This window comes from Plebeiibacterium sediminum, assembly GCF_026013605.1.
GTDB classification, from domain to species: Bacteria; Bacteroidota; Bacteroidia; order Bacteroidales; family Marinilabiliaceae; genus Saccharicrinis; species Saccharicrinis sediminus.
Genome location: NZ_JAPDPJ010000055.1, coordinates 17,629 through 40,669, shown reverse-complemented (window position 1 = coordinate 40,669; position 23,041 = coordinate 17,629). Strand labels below are relative to the sequence as shown.

Genomic DNA, 23,041 nt, shown 5'->3' with positions numbered 1-23,041 from the left:
TTTTGTAAGATACTGAATATCAAGGTTTTAAACAAGAAAATTCACCTTTTAAATCATTGATTTTCAATTATTTATAGTTTTGTCATGTACTGAAAACTGGCAGACAACAGACTCGCTTTAACTTGCTCACCTATTTTCGGCTCCAAAGTACTATAGGTTCCTGTTATCATTACTGAAAAAGTAGAGTCTCCAAAAACCACATTAATAGCTATTAGATTTGCATCTGCCTTCAATACTACTAATTTTGCTTCATAACCGTCAATCTTTAATTCCTCAAATTCAGAGACGATCAATCCTTTTGCCTCAAATGTTTCTCGCTTAAAACTTGCAGCATTACTATAATAATTACCTCCATTTAAGTCCATTACATTTATTATGGCCTCCTCCCCTTTTTGATACCCTGTAAAATTTTTGGCTTTGATAAAATCTTCAGGTGGAGTTAACATCACATGTGTTCCGGCGACTATTTCTTTTGTTGTTTGTGCATTTGTTTCAATGCTTAAAGTCAGTGATAGTGTAAAGATTAATAAGGTTAGTGCTTTCATTGTTTGTTTATTTATTATCATTTATATATGATTTGTATATACAGTTTAAATTCAATCAAATACATTAATTACAATCTATCTAAATCCGTTAAACTAAAATCCTGATTTCGAAGATACATCTTTAAATTCCAAAAGTTTGAAAAACAACAATCCTTATTATCTGATTCTGTATTGATCTTATTAATAATAGTAATTAACTTGTTTACTTATTATAATCTGATTTAGATATGCCCATTTATATGTTTCAATATAAAATATCAGACCTTCCTGAAATTACTATTGATACATTAACCTATAAGCTAATAAGTAACGAGACAAAATATAATTATCATTATTTGTCCAATTGGGTTGATCTGGAATTGGAAAGGATTTTCTACTTATTTGAAGCCCCTAATATTGATACAGCTAATTCTATAAACAATTTTATTAATGATGTTAGCCTGCAAATAATTGAAGTAAACAAATTATTTACAGATTGCTATTTTCATCAAATACGTAGTAATAGACAAAATCTACAAGATCAATTATCTCCTAAAATAATAGTAGCCTTTTGTTTTAATTTTTTAAGTAATAAGGATGATGATAATATCTCTTTAAAAACCCTGAAGTATTTTAAATATACCGAACACCTAATAACAAAGCACAAAGGTGTAATAATAGAAAAACATGAGAATTCTATGGTATGCTTATTTAATTCTGCTAAAGATGCCTTAAAATGCACTCTTAAAACAAGAAATGTATATATCAATGATATAAATGACAACACGTTTCCGCCTATTATTAAAATTGGTATTGGTATTAGTAATTCTAAACTAAATCCAGAAAACGATCAGGTTTTTATTAACGACATAGACCATACAAAAAACTTATGTTCCTTTTCAATAGAAAACCAATTAATAATTACTGGAGCGTTTATACATCTGTTCAAAAAAGAAGCATATAAACTCATTGACCATAGCAAAGAAATTAGGTTTTTAAGTTTAGATGAAGAAAACTTCATACTTCAGTTGATACCAATTCTAGAAAAGAGTTTGAATACCCCAAAATTTAGTATACGAAAACTTACGCTTTCAATGGGGCTAAGTAAATCTAAATTTTATAGAACCATTGTATCTATAACAGGTATATCTCCACAGGATTTTATAAATGAATATAAATTATTTAAGGCTATGAACTTAATAATTAGCGAGAATAAAAATATTTCTGAAATAGCCTATGAAACTGGTTTTGGGAGTCCCTCCTATTTTTCTAAATGTTTTAAAAATAGATTTTCAATAACCCCATCCAAACTAAATGATATATACAGTAAAAACAATTAGTTGTATTAGCCTGGTATATGATCCCTATATACATATATTTGACTTCTATTTAATAGTCCGAATAGTGATTCTGCCTTAATTTGCACTATAAAGATTTGAAGGTCTTTTATTATTCTAACTAAAATTCAGTATTATGAAAATAGCAAAAGAAGATGTACCGGTAAGAATAGATTCACCGGCAGCAATAGCGCGACAGAAAAGAGATTTTGGTGATTCTACTGGATATGGAAAAATGGCAGGTGAGTTTTTTACTCTCTCAAAAGGAACTGATATTTCTCCATTATTGGAAGGATTAGAAGATAATATGTGTCAATCACCACATTGGGGTTATGTATTGAATGGTAATATCACTGTGAGATATACCAATAAAACGGAAGAAAATAATGTTACCGGCGATTTATTTTACTGGCCTCCTGGTCACACTGTAATTGCAAATGAAGATTCAAATATTATATTATTTAGTCCTCAGGATGAACACTGTCATGTTGTAGATCATATACTGGACAAAATGGGTGTACATCACGAATAAGAATTCACATGATAAATAAAGGGTAAAAGGGTTTATACATAAAAGGTGTATTATGTAAAATGTTATAATACACCTTTTATGTATTTTGCTTGCTTAATACTTTTAAGCCTAATGCTCAAGTAATTTAATATCTCTTAGATTATTAAAAGTGAAGGTTTTTACAGCTCCATGATCCGTGTATATACAAAAATCAGTAAGTTTTTCTGAACTTTCATTTTCTGTATTATAACTTATAAGCTTTCCCTTAAATGTAAATACATCATCTTCATCTCCCAACTCAACAATAACTTCTTTGTGCAATAACTGATCTAATGTTTCTTTTGTAAATTCATTCATAGGTATATTTTTTCAGAATAATGATTGTTTAATACACGATAAAATACAAAATATTTTTACGTATTTCAATTTAACTTAAGCAGATATAAATATTAAAGCAGCACTATTCTATAATTTTAACTCTATTTTCAAACCGCTTTTTAGTAACAGGCTTTTCATCTGCATAACCTAAGGATACGTTTATAGCGACTTCATAACCTTCAGGAATATCTAATTGTTCTAAAATATCTTTGTTTTCAGGTAAATTTAATACCGGAACCAGTGAACCAATAGGACAAGTTCCTAAACCAATGCCATGCGCACTAAGCAATATGTTTTGCAATATAATTCCGCAATCCAGTGTGCTTGTACCTATGTTTACATCACGAGCAATTACAATTAAACTTGGAGAATTATGAAAAATACTGAACCCTGGTTCTCTATATCTGGAAGCACTTCCCTGAAATTCTTTTCCCTCAGCAAAGTTTAAAAAACGTTGATTGATTTCATCCAATAACTTTTTATTTTGAATCACTCTTACTTGCCATGGTTGTCTGTTTAATGCACTTGGAGCATAGATAGCGCATTTTAATATGGTATCCAGTTGTTCTTTACTCACCTGTTGATCCGTATATTTACGAATAGCCCTTCTGGTTAACATGTTATCTATAATTACGTTACGCTTAGTTGTTTCACTAACATCCTGTTTCTGCGTAATTGTTGGCTGACAGGCAATAATTAAAAGCATAATAATGACTACGAAAAAATGTCGTTGCATAAGTTTTTATTAATTTATTTTTTAAAATTTCTGAGTCGGATATCCACAATTATTATTCCTAAATATGGGAAATATTAGGATCAATAAAGCATTTATAAGGAGGTAGATTCTCAAATACCTGAAAATAAGTCAGTGAACAGAAATAAAATATAACACTAAAAGGGTCAATCTGGTAGTAATAAAAACTCCTGACTAAAATAATCAATCAGGAGTTTCTGATCCATAAGCAGAGAAACTGACAATGGACAGGTTATGTATTTATACAAGATTTGAAAAGGTCACAAATAATGGATGGCTACAAGCAGGCTCTTGATATTTTTAAGCCTAACGCCATGATTGATATTCCAGTAATAACTGTAATTTTTAAATGGTTCTCAAAAGCTCTCCACTCATTAATAATTAAATCCAATTAAATTATAATACTGTAACCAGGGAATAAAAAGTAAAGCTGCAACAAGCATCAAAGATTGGTAGGCTATATCAACCGGTTTTAATTCTTTAAATCGAATAGCTTTAATCAAAGAATAGATGGCAGCACACTCCAATGGTATAATAATAAATGGTATTACTAAGGTAATTTTAAGTAGCAAGGGGATACCAAAGAAAAAATCGTTTAGCTCTGTTTTTGTTAAGGTATAAGCAAGCAGCCCTATAAAAAGAGCAATGGTTAAGGCCAATGCGAAGTTCATTTTTTTAATCAGATTACTTTTTTTGTGGCGACTAAATAGTTTACGTTCAACACTTGTAATAATGTATATCAACACAATAAGGATAATACTCCCTATCCAATACATCTGAAATGTAACAGGTTCGTACCATTTTAATTTTTGGTAGGAATAGATCTGAGTAAAGAAATAAAAAATCTCTCCTCTTGTATCTCTGTCAAAGGCAAAATGACCATATTTTGTATGGAAGGTTAAATCCGATACGGGCAGTAATTCCAGGTTCCAGTCAAGGACTTTAAGTATACTATCTTGTGAAACAATGGTAATTTCCGGAACTAAACCAATTAATACACCTAATTTACCTAAAGTTTTATGTGCATAAGCTGTTAATCTGTACTTACCTGCGAATTTATTCAATGGTTCGTCAACAGATCCACGCTTAGGGGTAACTTCTGCCTGTTGCTTTTCAATAATGCTCTGGGGCATCATTCGTTCTACAAAGCTATCAGCAAATTCATTAATAAACCGTTGACTATTACCTTTGCTACCCTCTGAATTAACATCAATAAAAAAACCGATGTTTTTATCGGGAAACAGAGCTAACCTACTTTGAAACCCCTGCCAGGAGCCATCATGTCCGTAATATTTAATTTTGTGGGATTGAAATTCATATAGGCCAAGCAGCCATCCATATTCAGCCTTTTCGTACTGCTTAAATGGGGAGTAAAGCATTTTAGCCACAGATGTAGAGTCTAAAATTTGTCTTCCTTTAAAACTACCATTATTCAAAAACATAGAAATATAGTTTCCCATATCTGATGCTGTTGCAAATAATCCGCCTGCCGGGTAACAAAGTAAAAAATCTGGTTTAAAAGGGATGAATCTTTCACCGTTATGCACATAACCAGTTGCATAGTTTTCGTTTAACTTAGAAGCTCGTCTATAACTACTGGAATTCATTTCCAATGGATTTAAAATATTCTGACTTACATACTCATAATAGGGTATCCCGGATACTTCTTCTACAATAAAACCCAATAAAGCATACCCCTGATTGGAATACATCATTACCTTACCTGAGGGCCTTATTTGTGGCGGCAACTTTGTTTTTAAATATTTATCCAGAGGAATTAAGTCCTTTTTGCTACGAACAGACATACCAATAATGCTATAATCTAAACCTGCAGTATGCGTTAAAAGATTCCTTACTGTAATGGAATCGTTAAATTTATATTTCAATTTAAATGAGGTTAGATAGTTGTTTACATCCCTATCAAGATCTAACTTTCCTTTTTCATATAGTTGCATTATAGCAGTACCTACAAATGTTTTTGAAATAGAGGCTATTCCGAATATCGTAGAATCAGCAACCACCGATGTATTGGTTTCAATATGAGCCATGCCATAACCATTCATATGAAGAACTGAATCGCCTTTCATTACTATAATGGTAGCTCCCGGAATATGATATTCATTCATAGCTTTTGTAAATGAAGAATCGATCCAGGCACACAAATCAGTTTTTATAGGATTTGTATTTAATGAATACGCTACTTTATTGGATAAGAAAATGGAAAGTAGGATTAAAAATATGCAGATTTTGAGTTTCATATAAGGGAAATTTATTTTCATTGATAATATAAATCTTGCCAACGTCATTTATACTGATGTATGAGTAGAGTACATACTATAGCTCGTTTCATGTGTTTATTTTTTCTTCAAATTGCCACATGGAACTCGCCGAAAAAACAATCATTCTCCTGTGTTAGAAGTTTTTATCTTGGCTTATTTCATAGTATTAAATTTAAAACCATAAGGTTATCAGCACAATTGTAATAACCTCAATACTTCGTAGATTATATATTGAGGTTATCTTATGTAAGGAGCGTGAATGTATAATGAAATATTATAGCCTGTATTTTTTTCTTACTGGATTATAGCTCCGTTTTGAGAAGGGTATTTTTTTAAATTACCGAGTACAAACCAGATAATAGCTGTTATTATCAGAAATGTGATACCAAAAAGCGGGGCAATAAAAGTTACTTTTAAACCACCAGCGAGCATATCGGGTTTAATACTGGCGTTACCCAAACACTGAATAGCATCAAAAGCTGCTATAAGACCAATCATTTGTCCGGTTATACCAAATAGAAAGGATAAGCTGCCAAAAAATAAAATACTGTTATTGATTCTTATAAGTTTTTGAGGATTTTTAATGCCTCGATATAAAATAATAAAACGGATTGCCTGTACAATTGCAAGTATCCACATGGAATAGACAAGTGACATAAAAAATGTTCCACCTTCGAAGAATAATCTGATTATCATGATTTAGAAGTTTAAATTAATAATGGAACAATTGTAAATATTCATGATAATCTTTAAAAATATATTATGGAAACAACACATATGCCATCCTTAAAAACAAATTTAAAACAATAAATAGCAATTATGCCATTCGGGGTGCATTTTATGTCGTTGGCATAAAAACATGATATTAAGTAACATTGAAACTATATTCGTTTTATATTTGTTAGCTATGGCTAACAACAGAAACATAAAATCCCCCGGCAGCCAGCTAATTGCGAAGGGCGCTAACAGAAAAAACGTTTTTCCTTATTGGGAAATCATCTATTGGATCATAGCATGCCTATTTATGTTTTTTGTTTTTAGTAACAGGCACTATGATATTCAAATACGTACAAATGTATCCATCCTGCTATTACTGATTAGCTTTGCAAGTGCAAGAATTATCAATAAAATATTAATTCCAAAGTTCTTATATAAAGGTAAAACAGGGTTATTTATTTATTCTATCTTTTTCTTAATTATTATATCGTCATGGTTAATTAGCATAGCACTCTTTTTAATTACTTTTTATAGCAACATTGCTTTTGAAAATACCATTTTACCTTCCAGAGAAGATGTTATTATTCTTCTGACCGGTACCTATATCATTGCACTAGTATCATCTATGTTTTATTTTACAAGGGAATCTTATCAATCAAAAGAAGAAAAACTAATTATTGAAAAGGAAAAGAATCAGCTGGAATTAAAATTTAAGGAAGTACAGCTACAGTTACTTAAAGAGCAAATTCACCCGCACTTTATCTTTAACATGATGAATAACCTTTATGCCCTTGTAAATGTAAGCACGGAACTTTCAAGAGAAGTTATTGTACGCTTATCAGACTTACTGGAATATATGCTTTATAAATGCAATACGGAAAAGGTAGCATTAAGCAAAGAAATAGAATTCATCAACAACTATATTGAACTTGAAAAAATACGGCACGACGATAGTTTTAACGTAAAAACTGATTTCCCCGAGGATTTAACAGGAATAGAAATTGCTCCATTAGTTTTATTCCCCTTTGTTGAAAATGCTTTTAAGCACGGACTAAAACAAACCCATAACGATTTTATTACAATGGAACTAATGGTTACTGCAACCAAAATACAATTCAAAATAAATAACTACATACATAATATTAATGTTTCTGAGGCTAGAACTAAAAAGAGTAAGGGTTTAGGACTTAAAAATGTACGCGAAAGACTTGAACTATTGTACCAGAACAGATATGATTTGCAAATATCAACAGACAACAATAACTTTAACGTTACTCTAAAAATTATAAGATAATGCCCCCTAAAAATAAATATACTTGTCTGATTATTGATGATGAACCTTTGGCCATAAAAGTGATTCAGGAACATCTTGAAAATTTTAGTGAACAGTTTGAGTGTGTAGGAATTTACACTAAACCTATTGAAGCTATTCCTCAATTAAACAAAGGAGGTATTGATCTATTATTTTTAGATATTAATATGCCATCCATTTCGGGCATTGAATTCTTAAAAGCCATACCTAAACAGCCTTATGTAATCTTCACCACTGCCTACAGAGAATATGCTGTTGATGCCTTTGATCTTAATGCACTTGATTATCTTTTAAAGCCTATTTCTACCGGAAGGTTCTTAAAGGCTATCAACAAATTTCTTTCATTGGAACAGACTAATCATGCTAAACCTAAAGAAATCATTCATGTTAAGGCAGATAAAAAGCATTATAATATTCCTACCGAAACCATTCTTTATATTGAAGGCCTAGATAATTACATTAAAATTAAAACAACAACGAACAGCCTTATTTGCTACGATTCACTTTCTGGTATGGAGAAAGAACTATCTTCTGATATATTTTTACGTATCCACCGTTCTTTCATTATTAATATTAATCAAATAGAACACTACACATCATCATATATTAAAATAGATGACCGAAGATTTACTATTGGCAGAAATTATAAAGAGCAGGTATTAAACAATCTTGAAGGACAATAGAGCTTTAGTCGGAATATTTTGATAAATGAAATACAATGATTATAATCCACTACTGACTTCATTGTTAAAAAAATACTATCGTAATACATTCTACGATAAATACAAAATCGGAAGCATTAACTCCGGCTCGTTACAAGAAATTATTTTTGATTGGTGTGTAAATAGTGGGTATTGGGGAAGTTGTGGTACTCAAAAAGTATTAAACCGATTCTTTGATTATGAGCTAAAACTTGATGGGATTATCGGCAAACAAACTATTAATGCCATCAATTCCTGTCCTCCAGAACCGCTATTCAATGCCATAAAATCTGCTCGCATTCATTATTACCACATCATTGCACAAAAAGGTCAGAATCAGAAATTTTTGAAGGGGTGGTTGAGAAGGATTGATTCCATAAAATTCGTACAATCAATATGAATATTTTATTTGTGGATATTATTTTTTAATTTTGAAGCATATATTTAAACATTATTAGCCATGAGCTAACTCTTATATAATGTTTAAATATGAATAAAACTAAATTAAAAGAAGCGTTAGCAGCATTAGAAGGTAATTCATTTTCTGATGTAGAATACTTATTCCTGAAAGTAAATACTCCGTTTAAGGATAAGAAAGTATCAGATACTTTTTATAAGTCTGATTTTGCGTCAAATTTCGTAAAGGATTTATCTCAAACCGACCTATGGGATGAGATTTTATATTATTACTTTTCTAGAGGAGTAAATGCCAGTACAAGGTTTTTAGAAGCTGTTGTGGGTATTGATTTTAAATCTGCACAAGGCTTCATTTTACTTTATGAAAGCTATAAGTACTCTTATCACTGGGATACATTTGAATCCTTTAAATCATCCAGAGATATAAAGCTAAAGCAATTCTACAGAGAATTAGAATTTCTGAAAAATAACAAGGAGTATTGGGATGCTCAAGATAATTTACATCAAGAAGAAATTTTAAAATTCAGTTGTGAAGATATTATCATTCAGGCAATATCGTTTTTTCAGAAATTTAAAAACTACTCTCCCCAGAATATTAATGACAACAGCAAGATAATTAGTTACAGGCTTAATTTGATACATATCCTAAACAAGTTCATTAATGCAAAAAGAAAGGATAATTCTAATAATAATTTGCATTCTCAGCCTAAATATTGCATTAAAACATTTTCTGAAATATTGAATCAAGAATTGCCACCATTAAGGACAAAAGAATATTTTGAAAACAACTTTGATCCTAAATTCCTACCAAAGGAAAATGTAAGTGATATTAAAGAACAAATAAGGGGTATTATTAATTTCCAGTTTGCGAAAGCGGAGAATGAAAATATTGTGAATTCCATTTTAACTGGAAATGCTCACTTTGAAATGATAGATGGTAATGAAGCTGAAATTTTAACAAATAAGAGCTACATGGATTACCAGACTAGCTTAAAAAAAGACAAATACAATGAGCATTATCTAATAAACAAAGTCATTCGAGGAAATATAGATGAATTAAAGGGAAAGGGTAATGACGAGAATGACATGTGGAGAAGAGAGTACATAATAAAGAAATATTCTAGTTTAGAATATTTTAAGTTTTTCAATATACCTTTCGCTTTTAAACCGGAATCAACCGAAAGTAAGGTTGACTTTGAAAAAGCTATCTTATTACTTCAAGTATTTGCGGCTAATTTATTTCCTCAAGGTAGATTCTTTGGTATTCAAAATAAGAAAGTAGACTATGTATTTAAGCGCCAACTTGAAACTGAGTTTAAAAATGTATTTTCAAAAAGAAGGCAAATTGACTATGTATCAGTATTTGAAGAAAACGAATTAATTAATAATTGTATCCAATATTTTCAATGGAGTAAGGATGATGTGACTGGTATTATTAATTATCTTACTATTGACTTGAACTTAAAGAACGGCCAATTAATTAACATTGAAGATACTCCTTTTATAAAGATAGGTGATTTATATTTCTGGTTATCTGCATTAAACAAAGACTTGAAATGGGAAGTAGTACTCCATCGAAGATTTGTTAGAGATGAAATTTTAGCACATAATAAACAAACTGAAGATACAGAAAGGGATATAGCAGTGCTTTTTGAAAATGCAGGATTCGAATCTAAGCCAAGTTATAAGTATAATTACACCATTGATAATAAAACAAGGATTAGTGGGGATATTGACACGTTGGCATATAAGGAAAAAACAATATTCATTGTAGAAGTAAAAAATACATATGTAGAGGAAAATCCCAAACGAGACCATAAATATGTATTGGAAAATTTTAAAATTCATGCTGTAAATCAACTTAAAAAAGGAGAAAAGTACATAAGAGATAATTTTCCTGAAATTAAAAAGGAACTTAAAATTGATTGTTCTTTAGATGAATTAAACATCCAACCATTAATTGTTTCAAATGTATATGTGGGAGACGAAAATATTTTCTATGAGAAGTATTTAAAACTAAGTCTGTTTGAATTGACGATTATTTTAAGAGACGATTTGTATTCAATGAGAACAACGCAAATGTTTAAAACACTGCTTGAAATAAATGAATTTGAAGGATTTAATATTGACAATGTTAGTCATCATAATCCTTCTGGGGTTCCAGAGCCGGGTCAAGATAGAATTTTAAAGAAAGAGGATTTGAAATTATGGAAAAATGATAATAACTGTTCTCCATTTGATATCATATCAGCAATAAAGAAAAATAAAATATGGAAGCATTTAGAGTTTGACAATATCGTGTATTCATATTCTCTTGGGGAGTATAATTCAGAAGCAGATTATCTAGCGTAATTAATTGTTCACAGAATATTCATGTTATAGCTATAAGCTAACTTTTTAAACGTGAATATTATGAACAAATTAGTTAATGCAATTGAGATTATCCCAAGTGTAAACTTTCACTTATGGGAACCATGTAACATGAACTGTGGCTTTTGTTTTGCGACATTTCAGGATGTGAAAAGTAGTATTTTACCGAAAGGACATTTACCAAAAGAAAAAGCCATTGAAATTGTAAAACAATTGGCTGGTTTTGGCTTTGAGAAAATAACTTTTGCAGGTGGAGAGCCTACGCTTTGCCCTTGGTTACCTGAGCTAATTATATTGGCAAAGGAACTGGGAATGACAACTATGATTATTAGTAATGGTACAAAGCTTTCAGATGACTTTCTAAAAAAGAACAAAAAGCATTTGGACTGGATTGGATTGAGTATTGATAGCTTAAACGAATTTACCAATATTAAAATTGGCAGAGCATTACAGGGTAAGAGGCCATTACTGCGTGAGCATTATTACTCATTAATTGAGAGAATTAGAGTAAATAATTACAAATTGAAATTAAACACGGTAATAAACATATTTAATTACAACGAAAGTTTTGTTGACTTCATTGAGTTCGCAAAACCCAAAAGATGGAAAGTAATGCAAGTTTTACCTATTGAAGGGCAGAACGACAATAAAGTAGATGAGTATCTCATTTCTAATAAGGAATTTGATTTATTTCTGGGCAAGCATAAACATATTAATGGCTTAGTATCAGAAGACAATTCACAAATGATTTCATCGTATGCAATGATTGACCCATCCGGAAGTTTTTTTGAAAACAGCTCCGGGAGACATAAATATAGTTTACCAATATTAGAAGTAGGGGTTCAAGATGCTTATAATAGCATGAAGTATAACTATGGAAAGTTTTTAGAAAGAGGTGGTATCTATGATTCGTTGATGAAACAGGAATAGACCAGTTTAAGAATATTGATATCGAATCATCAGTGCCTAAAATAAAAACTCCCGACCAAAATAACTCAGTCGGGAGTTTTTCTGTGCCCAAGGCGGGACTTGAACCCGCACGTACGTAGTACACACGGCCCTCAAACTTGTAGGATACAAATATTATTGTAATCAAATTTACAATCAATTTTATAGATACCTGTATTTACTAGCTTTTTCTCGCATTTACTCCGATTTAGTGCGATTTATTCGAACCCATATTTACAACAAATACAATATTTGTTTCCGAATTGTTTCCGAATAAATATTGGTCGTTATGAATTGTTTCCGAATAGCTCTAAAGACTGCCATAGCACAAATTTATTAAATTATGGCAAATGCTACAGTAAGTATTTTTTTAGACAGCTCGTACACAAAAAAAGATGGTACGTCTCGTTTTTACATTAGGGTTACTCTAAACCGAAAAACAAAAAAGATTCCTTTAAATCTTTTTCTTAAACCTGATTACTACAATCCCAAAACCAAAAAGATTAAAGAAATCAGGGAAGTACCTGATGCGAAAAAAAACAATCTCTATTTAAAAGATAAAGAAAGCGAGGTTGAGCAAATCATCATCGAATTAGAGAGAAGAAAACAACCTGTAACCTTTGAAAGTATTTTAAGCCTTTACTCAAATAGTGAAGTTAACGGAAGCTTTATCGAATTCGCAAAAACAAGACTAAAGGAAGAGAGAAATAGAATTAAAGCATCCACATATAAGGGCTTAGAATTCGGTATCATTAAACTTGAAAGATACCAAGCTAATGTTACCATTTATGAAATCGATGAGAATTGGCTTGAGAAATATCGAAACTATCTGATAGAACACCTCAATAACAAGCCAAACACAATTTATGATAGCATGTCAATGATAAGAAAATTCATAACCTATGCTCATAAAAAGAATATCATAGACAGAAATCCATTTAGCAATTTTTCATTCCTGAAAGAAGATGGTAAAAAAGACCATCTTTCATTAAAGGAATTGGATATGCTTCATGATTATTACAACAGCGAACAATTCTTGAAAATCTACAAGAAGGATAATCGAGGGAAAACTTACCTAACTGGAATGAAATACCAGGAAACACTTCAACACATTTTAATCAGTTGCTATTGCGGATTAAGGCTCTCTGACCTGAAAAAATTAAGATTCAAACATATTGAAAACAACATGATTATTATGCCGATGGAAAAAAGCCGAAAGGATAAAGAAAAGATGCTCCGAATTCCAATTACAGAAAGGCTTAAATCGGTTCTTGATTTAGATGGCGATAAGAAGCCAAACGACAAGATTTATCAAGGCTTTGTGCGAAATAGCTCCGATATAAATCCCATGTTACGCTTTATAATGAATGAGGTTGGTATAAAAAAACGCCTCTCTTTTCATTGTACAAGACACACTTTTGCAGTAAGTGCATTAACATTAGGTATGTCTCTTGAGACTGTATCTGATATTATGGGGCATAATGATTTAAGAACTACTCAGATTTATGCTAAAATCATTGATGACAAGCGAAAGGAAGAAATGTCGAAATGGAATAGGTTAAATAACCTCAATAATGAAAATATAAACCACGCTAGAGCCATTTGCCCGAACTGCGATAATGAAGTATTCAGTTTTGAAAAGGGAGTGATTAAGATTAAAAAGCTCACACTTCAATGTCAATCCTGCTCCACAAAATTCTCTTATGTAGTTGAATAATAAAGAAGACAAGAAATGAAATCATATACGAACACAATATTAAATCACAAGGGAACATACGCAGTTCTTTTGCACGTTGATAATTATTTTTTATTAACATTTTCAAATTAACACATAATGTTCGTATATGATTTTATAGAGAAGATTGGAAAGATTGAGGTGAAATACTCAAGGAAGTTTAGAAAGCGGTATTTAACATTTACTGAGGAATTTTCTTCTGAACAGGAATACAATCAGCAGTTGGATGAGTATCTAATTGAGTTTAGAAAAGAAATTCAAAGCTTACCTTTTAGTTTAAATTCAAAACAGTCAAGAAAAGTATTTTTGCATAATATATACGATGAGTTTCTTTATACCAGGGAACGCCTTAACGAGCAATTTATTCAATTAGTATCCCAAAGTCACGATTGTATCACTTTGCAAAAAGTGCGGTTTAAATGTTGCTTTCCTAAATACTTCCAAAAGAAGTATTTGAAAAAAGCTAGAACTGCATATCGCCAACTACATGTTGTATTCACTTTACGTATTGATAAAATTGAAACTGCGGTTGATATTTTAAAGCTGACAGCATTGAATGATGGGATTGAAATGGATATTTCGGATAAGCAAAGCCCTGTAAGATTTAAAACCAATCTTTCAAGTCCAGAACTTGCATATCTTTCATTTAGGATAATGAATAAAGTGTCTGTAGACCCAAATTTCAATCGCACTCATTTATCCAGGATATTAGCAGATAATTTTTCTACAAAAAGAGCTGAGTTTCCAAAAGCAGAACAAATTAGAAAACAGTTTACAGATGTTAATGACAACGTAAAAAACAAGGTCGAATCACTACTTGAAGAATTGGCAAATGCCAATACTGTATAGCATTTGTAATTTTTTTTCAAAAAAATCATTTCTATTACATCTTGATTTAATGATTGTTACCAAAAGGGGACAAAGGGGGACATCCCCCTCTGTCCCTTTTTTCGTGTTTGCAGCAAATGTATGTTCGCTTACAAATTGATGTAGAAATAAAAACATACGATTATGCAGAAAGAAGATTTAAACAATTTAGTTACCGTAGCTGACTTAAACAGTTTTTCTGAGAAAATTATAAGCGAGATTCACAGGCTATCGGAAAAAGACAAACCTGAATTTTACACACCCAATCAATTCAGCAAACTGACAGGTATGCCCTACACTACTGTTATTCATTATTGCAAGAAAAACATGTTAAAAGCAAGACAGGAATTTAAAGGAGGTTCTTGGCAGATTTATGCGAGCGAGATAAATAGGCTTAAAGAGGAGGCAAATACAAACCATTTAACATTCAGATAATGGAAAACAATGAAAAACCAGTCGCTCAAAGCAAACATCAATTAACAAAGGCATACAATGTAAGCTATTTAACACTTCAACGCTGGCTTGAACCAATTAAAGAAGAACTTGGTGAATATCGAGGCAGAGCATACACCCCAAAGCAAGTTCAGATGATTTATGATTTATTAGGTCGCCCATAAATAGAATATCGAAAGCAATGACAATATATCTCTCCGGAATCCATTACGAAACCGATGCAAATTTCATTCAAAGCTTAAAAAGGCAATTGTTGAATCTAGGATGTACCATAGTTAATCCCGATGAAAAGTTAGATGATAGGCTTGGTTGGTCTAAAAGCCTTACTCTCCGTCTGAGTTTAATTCTCGAAAGCGACACCATTTACATGTTACCTAAATGGAAAGAAAGTACTACTGCAAGAATTGAACTTACGGCAGCAATGAAGGAGAAGAAAAACCTCTGCTTTTCAATTGATGATATAAAAGATTTAATAACCACCCTTGACGGCTATTAATGGTTTCGGCAGGATTGAACAAGGGCAATCCTGCCTTTTACACAAAAAGTTCATTTTCAAAACAAATTATAATGACAGCATTAGCACCAAATACGTTATCGAAGTTATATTATTTCGATAACCGCATAAAGAGTTTCTATGAAAAAAACGGCTATACCAACATTCCGTTTGATGGCAATAAAATTCAAAAAATGATTGAAGATTCACAATTGGAGTTGAATGCTCTCTTTTACAAGATTTGGGGTTCAGATATGGGCTACCACCTGTTAGATAAGTTTTACGATTTCAGGGGTAATGTTTATGAGTTCTTTATGAGCCTTGACAGCAGCAATCGTGAGTTATTGACAGGAAAAGATTGGTAGCCGATGGATGCAAAAATGGTCATAGAGCAAATCAATGATGAAATTTACGAGGTTGTCTCAAATTTTGTCACACTAAAGAAAGCAGGGGTTAATTACAAAGCTTGTTGTCCGTTTCACAATGAAAAAACTGCTTCGTTCAGCGTTAACCCGGCAAAAGGAATTTTCAAATGTTTTGGTTGTGATAAAGGCGGTAATGCCATTGAGTTTATAAAGGAGCATGAAAACGTTGAATTTAAAGAGGCAGTCGAAATTGGCGCAAAGCTTTTGAACCTCAATTTTGAATGGAAGAAAAGCACCAATTGGGATGAAGCTAAATTCAAACATGAAGAAAGCCTGAAAATAGCTTGTAATATCATTGAAAGGTTCTTCTTAGAACAGGTCAATCATAAGAATGCACAGGATTACATAAAGCAGCGAAACATTGTCATTCCTGAAAACAGCAGCTTTAATATTGGCTACGCTCCAAGTGGAAATGCTCTGCTTGCCCATGCCAGGGAGAAAGGTGTAAAAACGGAAATACTTGAAGAAATAGGTGTATTGAAAAGCAACGACAAAGGCATTTATGACTTTTTCTACAACCGATTGATGTTTCCTGTTTGCAATTCCAAAGGTCAAACCATTGCTTTCGCCGGGCGTGATTTGAACGAAAACCCAAAGATTAAGTATCTGAATACACACGAGAGCTGCATTTACACCAAAGGCAATGAATTGTATGCTTTAAATATTGCAAGATTCGCCATTAAAAACGAAGACCGGGCATATATAGTAGAAGGTTATACCGATGTGCTTCGGATGCACTCCATTGAAGTAATTAATTCAGTTGCAACAGGCGGAACTGCATTAACCAACGCACAGGCTAAGCTCCTGAAAAAATACACCAATAAGGCTACGCTCATATACGATGGCGATAGTGCCGGACGAAATGCCATGTGTCGGAATGCTGAAATACTGATTAAAAATCAGTTCCATGTTTCGGTAGTTGTACTACCCGAAAAACAAGACCCTGATTCTCTTTTTATAGACAATAAAACGTTTCTTCAGTACGATGAACAACAGGAAGATTACATCATATACAAAACGGCTGAATACGCTGAACGATTTGCCAATGACCCGGTTAAGAAATCGGAAGTAATTAAGCGGATGGCTGCCCTGATTAGTTGCTATGATAAAACCAACCAGGAGGTTTATCTTGACTTTGTTTCTGAGCAGATTAAACCGAAAAAAGCTTGGCAGGATGCTTTAAAGGAAAACAGCCAGCCAACAGAGAAAAAAGTCAAGAAGAAGGAGAACATTAACGACATTATAAAACTGAAAAAAGAGCAACAGGAAAACCTCTTGGAAAATCAGTTTTATGAAGAAAAAGGGGCATACTGGACTGTGGAAGGTAAGAATCCTAAGCAAATATCCAATTTCACATTTGAAGCTTTATTCTGTGTTTTCCATAGGGATGCACAAGGGCGAACCGACCTGAAATACATTCTTAACCTGATGAGCCAATACGGACGGAAGCGACTTGCCACCATATCATCGGATGACTTTTGTACTCCTGCATCGTTTAAAAAGCAAGTTCACCGTAGGCATGGTTTCTTTTGGTATGGCAACGACACACAGCTAGATAGTATTAAAAACGTGAAGCTATTGGGCATACCCGAAGCAAAGGAACTAGAAAGGGTTGGCTACAATGAAAAGAACCGCTTTTGGGTATTTGCCAATGGTTTGTATTACGATAAAACATTCCATGAGATTGATGAGTATGGTGTTACCACCCATGCAAAACGAATAAACAGCATGGATGAGTTTAAGGATATTCCTCCCGAAAGTCAGATTCGTATTGGGGACACCTTTCACGTATTAAATACAACCGCAGAGTTTGTTGGTAAATATGGTGCAGATAACCTGAAAGATAAAATTAACCAGGGCCAGGTAAATCTTTTACATTTCTTCTTTCTGCCCTATGGTAAATTATTGAGAATTGGTACAAGCGATAGCGGAAACCCATTTAAGGAAAACTCAAAGTATATTCAACCACCAAAGAATAGCAAGTGGGATTTTGGTAAGTGGGCATCATCCATGAACAAGGTTTATCCGGGTAATGCAGAGTTACTAATTGCCTACTATATAGCCACCGTTTTCAGCGATGTAATTTATAAAGCCAATTTCGGGTACTTCCCATTACTATTCCTGTTTGGGAAACGCCAATCAGGTAAAAGTACCGCAGCTCGAAGTATCATGTATATGTTTGGCAAGCCACCTATGGAAGACGGTATTAACCTTGCTTCCGGTAGTACAAGTACAGGTATGCAGCGAAGTATGGACTCTACAACCAACCATCCGTTTTGGGGCAATGAGTATAAGAACAGCATCCATAAAAATACCATCGAGGCGTTAAAAGGTATTGCCGACCGCAATGGAAAGCTTACAGGGGTAAAGTCTGGCGGTAACGAAACACGTATTGCAAAGCCCAGGGGTTCGGGTATTATTAGCGGTCAGGATTTACCAACACAAGACCCGGCTCTCTCAAGTCGCAGCTTGCTAGGAGAATTTGATGATACCAATCGGGGAAACTATGAAGACCTGAAAGAGTTCAAAGCTGCCGAAGAAAGTTTGCAGTTTACCAATATTACCTGTTCAATATTCGACAATCGACATTTAATTGAGGAACACTACGCTAAAGAAGAACCTGGTATTAGTTCAGAGGTTATGGATGAACTTATTAGCGAATTTGGGAATGTTGACCGCAGAACCGTTTTGAATATTTCATCGGTACTCACTCCTATGAAAATACTAATGGAACAATCTGATTTGAAATTCCCTTTTGATTATCAAACAGCAAAAACAGCCTTAATACTTTCTGCAAGACTTACCATATCAGTACAAAACCAAAGTGATGAAGTGGAGCAATACTTTCATGTGCTACAATCCCTGCTTAATCTTTATAAAATATCGGATAATACACATTACAGAATCGTTGTAGCTGAAAATAGCGTAAAGCATCTTTATATAAGAGTTGGAGCGATACATGGTTTATACAGGGAACAAGCTCGCAAAGAAGGGATAACCGTATTAGACCAGGCGGTGATTGGTGAATACCTAAAAAAACATCGTTCATTTATTGACTATCGCAGAAAGAACGTACAGTTCGGAAGCAATAGAACAAGTGCTTACATACTGAACTATGATACCCTGAAAGAACAAGGTATTGAGCTTGAACGCTTCATCTAAATATATAAATCAAAACACATTATTAAAGCTTATTAATGGTAGTATTGCAAAAACCGTCCTCATTTCCTCACTTACTAAGTATAGAGTATAATAATATACTGATATATAATACTATAAACTTTTCTATTCTAATAATAAGTGAGGACGACTGAGGGAAACATGAGGGATTATTGAGGGACAAAAGAGGACAAAGCATACTCTTTCCCTCACTCCTCCTCAAAGTCCTCAATTTATGTAACTGATATTTAATAGCTTAAAGCAAAAATGAGGAATGAGGACAGTTTTAAAAAAATACCATAGGCTCTGAGAACCAAAGAATTTTCAATAAAACAAGAAGAATATAAATATACATTTAAACATTTTTAATGCGATGAAAAAGAACAGTAACGTACAGAAAAACAATAATATTCACGACAATTTCTTTAAAAGCCTTTTCTCTGTAAAAGAGAATCTTGAAGATTTGCTATTAGGCACATTGCCCAAAGAAGTTCTTCAAGGTTTGAAGCCCGAAACACTTGTTTATGACCCAACCGAATACGTTGACCAGGAACTTGCTCCCTACTTTAAAGATGTGTCATGCAATATGTTTTATGGGAATACCAATATTAAAGTATCGCTTCTGTACGAACACAAAAGTTATCCCGATAAAAACATACACTTACAGTTACTTCGCTATATTCTGAATGTTTGGGAAAATCAAGCAGCTAACAAACAGCCACTTACTCCTGTAATTACAATGGTATTCTATCATGGAAAACCGAAATGGACGGATTCGGGTTTTGTTCAGGTTCCGGAGGAACTAAAACGCTTTGTACCATTATTTGATTATGCCCTATTCGACACAAAGGATATTGAAGACCATGCTATCATCCGCCACTTTAAGCGACCAAGTGTAAAAGTAGCCGTATGGTTTATGAAACGGAGTGACAATCTGATTGGCTTTATCAAGAACAACCCTGATTTGGCACGAGAAATGTTCAGCCAGTTAAAGGAAATTGACGAAACTATTTTCCAAAAAATAGCGTTATATTTGTATAAAGTTTCTGGTTTAAAACCTGATAAAATTGATGAGATTATGGAAACAATTTCACCACAAATTAAAGATGCTTTTGCAGAGGCAGCTAACGAACTGAAATACCTAGGTAAGAAAGAAGTTGTTGTAAAAATGATTGCAAAAGGTTATTCGGATAAAGAAATATCCGAAATAACAGATATTGCTATTGAGGAAATTCAAAAAATTCGGACAAACAACTCTCATTAAGAGTAGTTAATCTACGATATAGCCCGGTATCAGTTTTGGTATCGGGTTTTTTATTGCTTTTTTTTAAAGCAAGACTAAAAAAAGCTATCTTTACATTCATAGCTGTCAAGGGTATAATTATATAGATTATGCCCAAAAATCTTCATTACATTCTAAATGCAAGTCTCGATTCGAGGTTTTTGTTGGTTACAAAGCGACCGTTTATTCAATTAATAGTAGAAAGTCTCCTCCAAAAAAATCAATATTCAAAAAAGTCTTTAAGATTTTGTCTTAAAGTCCTCAAAAGCAGTCTGTATAAGCTAAAAAGTTCTCAAAAGCCCTCAAAAGCAGTTGAAATATACTCTACAAGGCTGCTTTTCTCAATAATTCAGGTGCGTTATCGCTCATTTTTCAACCCAAATCCAACACTATGATAGTACGCAGAACCATATTAAAGCAGGATTTGGTAAAGAAATTGTACCCCGATAGTATTTCTATTAAATCAGCAATGCAGCAACTTCGGAACGAAATTGATATTTGCCCTACACTAAAGCTAAAGATAGAAAAGGCTGGAAATTTAAAACGCCACTATTACACAAAACAACAACTCCTTATAATCCTTGAACATTTTTGTATAACACTTGAAGAATTTGAACTGCTATGAAGTATTTCTTAGACATAACCGATATTGAAGAAGCAAAAGCACGTTACCGAAAATTGGCAAAGCAACTACACCCTGATGCTGGAGGGATTGCCAATGAATTTCAAAATATGCAGAATGAATACCATTCTCTTCTTCAAAAATTACAACAAAATAATTATTCCTCTACTCTGCCACAAAATGTATCACCTGAAAATGAGCTAATTAAAGAGTTAGGTAAATATGCCAGAACTCTGATAAAAAAGCAAGTGCCTCAGAATTATTTAAGGAAGAAAATTGAGGCAACAGACTCCACCATTAAAAAGAGTTTATTTGAAGATCTTGTAAGCCTGTTAGATAGTATTAAATAAAAATAGAATATAATCAATAATTTTAGAATATATCTTCACTGAAATGTCTCATAACGCCCTGAATACTAACGCATATATTGTCTCACACCAAGAGAATGTTTGATTCAAGAATGACACTAATACCATGTATTACAACCTTTTCTTTTAACAAAAAATAAAAGAATGAGCAGAAAACTTTATCTTCGTGTACACACAAGGTAATCGTTTTTATGAATATATCGGAGCACATATATCTTGATTATGCCGCATCAACTCCCACTTTACCTGAAGTTGTTGAAGAAGTACTCCCATACATGGTAGAAAATTTTTCAAACCCTTCAAATGGGATACACAATGGAGGAAAAACTGTAGCGCAAGCAATAGAAAAGGCAACCACACGAATACAGAAGCTAATTGGGGCATGGGATTACGATGTCATATATACAAGTGGAGCAACCGAAGGTTTGAATATGACTTTAAAAGGTCTTTATTTAGAATCTGGTCATCATAAAAAACAAATAATCACATGTAAAACTGAACATAAAGCTGTGCTTGCTGTATGTGATTATCTTACAGAATTAGGAGCGGAAATATCGTATGTTGATGTTAATATAGATGGAGAACTTAATTACGATCAACTCAAACAGTTAATAAGTGAAAATACTCTTGCCGTTTGTTTAATGGCTGTAAATAATGAAACTGGAGTTATTCATGATATTGATACTATTTCATCAATTTGTCTTCAGAATAACGTAAAATACATTTGTGATGGTACACAAGCTGTTGGAAAGCTTCCATTAAATATTGAAAAGACACCAATTGATGCCTTGATATTTTCCGGACATAAAATGTATGCTCCTAAAGGAATTGGAGCTGTTGTATTAAAAAGAAGCTTCAAAATCCATCCATTGATTCATGGTGGTGGTCAGCAGAACGATCGTAGATCAGGAACATTAAATGTACCAGGAATTGTAGGTCTAGGTAAAGCTGCTGAAATACTCACAGAAAGGATTACTATAGAAAATGATAATATTCGGAGACTACAAAAATTGCTTGAAGGGCAATTAACTAAAGAGCAAAAGTCAAAAATAATAGGAGCACAAGCAAAAAGGTCTCCATATATCTCCAATATTTATTTTCACTTGAATGAACATGAAGAAATTATTTTTCCATTAAGTTCGAAAATATACTTTTCAACAGGTTCTGCATGCACTAGTGAAATTATTGAACCTTCGCATGTATTAAGAGCTATGGGAATGGATTCTAAAGAAGCAGATCGCTGTTTGCGGTTTAGTTTCGGCATACAGACTACAGAAAATGAAGTTAAAGAGGCAATAGATTTAATTAAAAAGGAGCTTAATAAAGTATAGGCAACAAACTCCTAAGTTACATGAAAAATAAATAATTCTTAAAGAGTACAATTAATAT

23 protein-coding genes are annotated in these 23,041 nt (G+C 32.7%); 18 read left to right on the top strand and 5 right to left on the bottom strand.

Annotation, left to right across the window (positions count from 1 at the left end):
- Window positions 1-71: 71 nt before the first annotated feature.
- On the bottom strand, window positions 72-545 hold the full coding sequence (locus OM075_RS18740; RefSeq protein WP_301192076.1) for a hypothetical protein: 474 nt from the start codon (window positions 543-545) through the stop codon (window positions 72-74).
- A gap of 239 nt (window positions 546-784) precedes the next feature.
- Between OM075_RS18740 and OM075_RS18735 the strand changes: the two genes are divergently transcribed.
- Window positions 785-1,864 (top strand): helix-turn-helix domain-containing protein, encoded by a 1,080-nt coding sequence (locus OM075_RS18735; RefSeq protein ID WP_301192075.1) that lies wholly within the window; start codon window positions 785-787, stop codon window positions 1,862-1,864.
- A gap of 133 nt (window positions 1,865-1,997) precedes the next feature.
- Complete coding sequence (locus OM075_RS18730; RefSeq protein WP_301192074.1) at window positions 1,998-2,393, top strand: cupin domain-containing protein; 396 nt, start codon at window positions 1,998-2,000, stop codon at window positions 2,391-2,393.
- 108 nt (window positions 2,394-2,501) lie between these two features.
- Here OM075_RS18730 and OM075_RS18725 read toward each other — a convergent pair whose 3' ends face one another.
- The 4 genes from OM075_RS18725 to OM075_RS18710 all read right to left on the bottom strand — a co-directional run bounded on the left by OM075_RS18725 (window position 2,502) and on the right by OM075_RS18710 (window position 6,479).
- Window positions 2,502-2,729 carry a hypothetical protein gene (locus tag OM075_RS18725; RefSeq protein ID WP_301192073.1) on the bottom strand — a complete coding sequence of 76 codons (228 nt, stop codon included), beginning with the start codon at window positions 2,727-2,729 and terminating at the stop codon, window positions 2,502-2,504.
- A 103-nt stretch (window positions 2,730-2,832) separates the two neighbouring features.
- Window positions 2,833-3,486 (bottom strand): nitroreductase, encoded by a 654-nt coding sequence (locus tag OM075_RS18720; RefSeq protein ID WP_301192072.1) that lies wholly within the window; start codon window positions 3,484-3,486, stop codon window positions 2,833-2,835.
- Between the two features lie 392 nt (window positions 3,487-3,878).
- On the bottom strand, window positions 3,879-5,762 hold the full coding sequence (locus tag OM075_RS18715) for a serine hydrolase domain-containing protein (protein WP_301192071.1): 1,884 nt from the start codon (window positions 5,760-5,762) through the stop codon (window positions 3,879-3,881).
- Window positions 5,763-6,077: 315 nt separating this feature from the next.
- Window positions 6,078-6,479, bottom strand: coding sequence for a MotA/TolQ/ExbB proton channel family protein (locus tag OM075_RS18710; RefSeq protein ID WP_301192070.1), 402 nt, complete (start codon window positions 6,477-6,479; stop codon window positions 6,078-6,080).
- A gap of 163 nt (window positions 6,480-6,642) precedes the next feature.
- Here OM075_RS18710 and OM075_RS18705 point away from each other — a divergent pair, with 163 nt between their 5' ends.
- From OM075_RS18705 to OM075_RS18630, 16 genes are all read left to right on the top strand, one after another.
- Window positions 6,643-7,794, top strand: coding sequence for a sensor histidine kinase (locus tag OM075_RS18705; RefSeq protein WP_301192069.1), 1,152 nt, complete (start codon window positions 6,643-6,645; stop codon window positions 7,792-7,794).
- The gene (locus OM075_RS18700) at window positions 7,794-8,495 is read left to right on the top strand and encodes a LytR/AlgR family response regulator transcription factor (protein WP_301192068.1); all 702 of its coding nucleotides are present in this window, start codon (window positions 7,794-7,796) and stop codon (window positions 8,493-8,495) included. Before OM075_RS18705 ends, OM075_RS18700 begins: the two co-directional genes overlap by 1 nt.
- A 25-nt stretch (window positions 8,496-8,520) precedes the next feature.
- A complete protein-coding gene (locus OM075_RS18695) occupies window positions 8,521-8,913 on the top strand; it encodes a putative peptidoglycan-binding domain-containing protein (protein WP_301192067.1) in 393 nt (130 codons plus the stop codon).
- An 89-nt stretch (window positions 8,914-9,002) separates the two neighbouring features.
- Window positions 9,003-11,282 (top strand): NERD domain-containing protein, encoded by a 2,280-nt coding sequence (locus OM075_RS18690; protein WP_301192066.1) that lies wholly within the window; start codon window positions 9,003-9,005, stop codon window positions 11,280-11,282.
- 60 nt (window positions 11,283-11,342) lie between these two features.
- Window positions 11,343-12,230: a viperin family antiviral radical SAM protein gene (locus tag OM075_RS18685; RefSeq protein WP_301192065.1), complete on the top strand. Its 888-nt coding sequence runs from the start codon at window positions 11,343-11,345 to the stop codon at window positions 12,228-12,230.
- 361 nt (window positions 12,231-12,591) lie between these two features.
- The gene (locus OM075_RS18680; protein WP_301192064.1) at window positions 12,592-13,965 is read left to right on the top strand and encodes a site-specific integrase; all 1,374 of its coding nucleotides are present in this window, start codon (window positions 12,592-12,594) and stop codon (window positions 13,963-13,965) included.
- 117 nt (window positions 13,966-14,082) lie between these two features.
- Entirely contained in the window at window positions 14,083-14,832 is a 750-nt protein-coding gene (locus OM075_RS18675; protein WP_301192063.1) for a hypothetical protein, read from the top strand.
- Window positions 14,833-14,994: 162 nt separating this feature from the next.
- Window positions 14,995-15,285 carry a helix-turn-helix domain-containing protein gene (locus OM075_RS18670; protein ID WP_120271268.1) on the top strand — a complete coding sequence of 97 codons (291 nt, stop codon included), beginning with the start codon at window positions 14,995-14,997 and terminating at the stop codon, window positions 15,283-15,285.
- Window positions 15,285-15,467, top strand: coding sequence for a hypothetical protein (locus OM075_RS18665; RefSeq protein WP_301192062.1), 183 nt, complete (start codon window positions 15,285-15,287; stop codon window positions 15,465-15,467). Before OM075_RS18670 ends, OM075_RS18665 begins: the two co-directional genes overlap by 1 nt.
- A 17-nt stretch (window positions 15,468-15,484) precedes the next feature.
- On the top strand, window positions 15,485-15,799 hold the full coding sequence (locus tag OM075_RS18660; RefSeq protein WP_301192061.1) for a DUF4406 domain-containing protein: 315 nt from the start codon (window positions 15,485-15,487) through the stop codon (window positions 15,797-15,799).
- 71 nt (window positions 15,800-15,870) lie between these two features.
- Entirely contained in the window at window positions 15,871-16,161 is a 291-nt protein-coding gene (locus tag OM075_RS18655) for a hypothetical protein (RefSeq protein ID WP_301192060.1), read from the top strand.
- A gap of 3 nt (window positions 16,162-16,164) precedes the next feature.
- On the top strand, window positions 16,165-19,383 hold the full coding sequence (gene dnaG / locus OM075_RS18650) for a DNA primase (RefSeq protein WP_301192059.1): 3,219 nt from the start codon (window positions 16,165-16,167) through the stop codon (window positions 19,381-19,383).
- Between the two features lie 370 nt (window positions 19,384-19,753).
- Window positions 19,754-20,644: an Rpn family recombination-promoting nuclease/putative transposase gene (locus tag OM075_RS18645; RefSeq protein ID WP_301192058.1), complete on the top strand. Its 891-nt coding sequence runs from the start codon at window positions 19,754-19,756 to the stop codon at window positions 20,642-20,644.
- 409 nt (window positions 20,645-21,053) lie between these two features.
- Window positions 21,054-21,287: a DUF4248 domain-containing protein gene (locus OM075_RS18640; protein WP_301192057.1), complete on the top strand. Its 234-nt coding sequence runs from the start codon at window positions 21,054-21,056 to the stop codon at window positions 21,285-21,287.
- A complete protein-coding gene (locus tag OM075_RS18635; protein WP_301192056.1) occupies window positions 21,284-21,634 on the top strand; it encodes a hypothetical protein in 351 nt (116 codons plus the stop codon). Before OM075_RS18640 ends, OM075_RS18635 begins: the two co-directional genes overlap by 4 nt.
- A 209-nt stretch (window positions 21,635-21,843) precedes the next feature.
- On the top strand, window positions 21,844-22,983 hold the full coding sequence (locus OM075_RS18630) for a cysteine desulfurase family protein (RefSeq protein WP_301192055.1): 1,140 nt from the start codon (window positions 21,844-21,846) through the stop codon (window positions 22,981-22,983).
- The last annotated feature ends 58 nt before the right edge of the window (window positions 22,984-23,041 follow it).

Excerpts from the sequence above, each read along its gene's own strand:
- OM075_RS18740 (WP_301192076.1), bottom strand. The coding sequence starts at position 545 with ATGAAAGCACTAACCTTATTAATCTTTACACTATCACTGACTTTAAGC.
- OM075_RS18735 (WP_301192075.1), top strand. The coding sequence starts at position 785 with ATGTTTCAATATAAAATATCAGACCTTCCTGAAATTACTATTGATACA.
- OM075_RS18730 (WP_301192074.1), top strand. The coding sequence starts at position 1,998 with ATGAAAATAGCAAAAGAAGATGTACCGGTAAGAATAGATTCACCGGCA.
- OM075_RS18725 (WP_301192073.1), bottom strand. The coding sequence starts at position 2,729 with ATGAATGAATTTACAAAAGAAACATTAGATCAGTTATTGCACAAAGAA.
- OM075_RS18720 (WP_301192072.1), bottom strand. The coding sequence starts at position 3,486 with ATGCAACGACATTTTTTCGTAGTCATTATTATGCTTTTAATTATTGCC.
- OM075_RS18715 (WP_301192071.1), bottom strand. The coding sequence starts at position 5,762 with ATGAAACTCAAAATCTGCATATTTTTAATCCTACTTTCCATTTTCTTA.
- OM075_RS18710 (WP_301192070.1), bottom strand. The coding sequence starts at position 6,479 with ATGATAATCAGATTATTCTTCGAAGGTGGAACATTTTTTATGTCACTT.
- OM075_RS18705 (WP_301192069.1), top strand. The coding sequence starts at position 6,643 with ATGATATTAAGTAACATTGAAACTATATTCGTTTTATATTTGTTAGCT.
- OM075_RS18700 (WP_301192068.1), top strand. The coding sequence starts at position 7,794 with ATGCCCCCTAAAAATAAATATACTTGTCTGATTATTGATGATGAACCT.
- OM075_RS18695 (WP_301192067.1), top strand. The coding sequence starts at position 8,521 with ATGAAATACAATGATTATAATCCACTACTGACTTCATTGTTAAAAAAA.
- OM075_RS18690 (WP_301192066.1), top strand. The coding sequence starts at position 9,003 with ATGAATAAAACTAAATTAAAAGAAGCGTTAGCAGCATTAGAAGGTAAT.
- OM075_RS18685 (WP_301192065.1), top strand. The coding sequence starts at position 11,343 with ATGAACAAATTAGTTAATGCAATTGAGATTATCCCAAGTGTAAACTTT.
- OM075_RS18680 (WP_301192064.1), top strand. The coding sequence starts at position 12,592 with ATGGCAAATGCTACAGTAAGTATTTTTTTAGACAGCTCGTACACAAAA.
- OM075_RS18675 (WP_301192063.1), top strand. The coding sequence starts at position 14,083 with ATGTTCGTATATGATTTTATAGAGAAGATTGGAAAGATTGAGGTGAAA.
- OM075_RS18670 (WP_120271268.1), top strand. The coding sequence starts at position 14,995 with ATGCAGAAAGAAGATTTAAACAATTTAGTTACCGTAGCTGACTTAAAC.
- OM075_RS18665 (WP_301192062.1), top strand. The coding sequence starts at position 15,285 with ATGGAAAACAATGAAAAACCAGTCGCTCAAAGCAAACATCAATTAACA.
- OM075_RS18660 (WP_301192061.1), top strand. The coding sequence starts at position 15,485 with ATGACAATATATCTCTCCGGAATCCATTACGAAACCGATGCAAATTTC.
- OM075_RS18655 (WP_301192060.1), top strand. The coding sequence starts at position 15,871 with ATGACAGCATTAGCACCAAATACGTTATCGAAGTTATATTATTTCGAT.
- dnaG (WP_301192059.1), top strand. The coding sequence starts at position 16,165 with ATGGATGCAAAAATGGTCATAGAGCAAATCAATGATGAAATTTACGAG.
- OM075_RS18645 (WP_301192058.1), top strand. The coding sequence starts at position 19,754 with ATGAAAAAGAACAGTAACGTACAGAAAAACAATAATATTCACGACAAT.
- OM075_RS18640 (WP_301192057.1), top strand. The coding sequence starts at position 21,054 with ATGATAGTACGCAGAACCATATTAAAGCAGGATTTGGTAAAGAAATTG.
- OM075_RS18635 (WP_301192056.1), top strand. The coding sequence starts at position 21,284 with ATGAAGTATTTCTTAGACATAACCGATATTGAAGAAGCAAAAGCACGT.
- OM075_RS18630 (WP_301192055.1), top strand. The coding sequence starts at position 21,844 with ATGAATATATCGGAGCACATATATCTTGATTATGCCGCATCAACTCCC.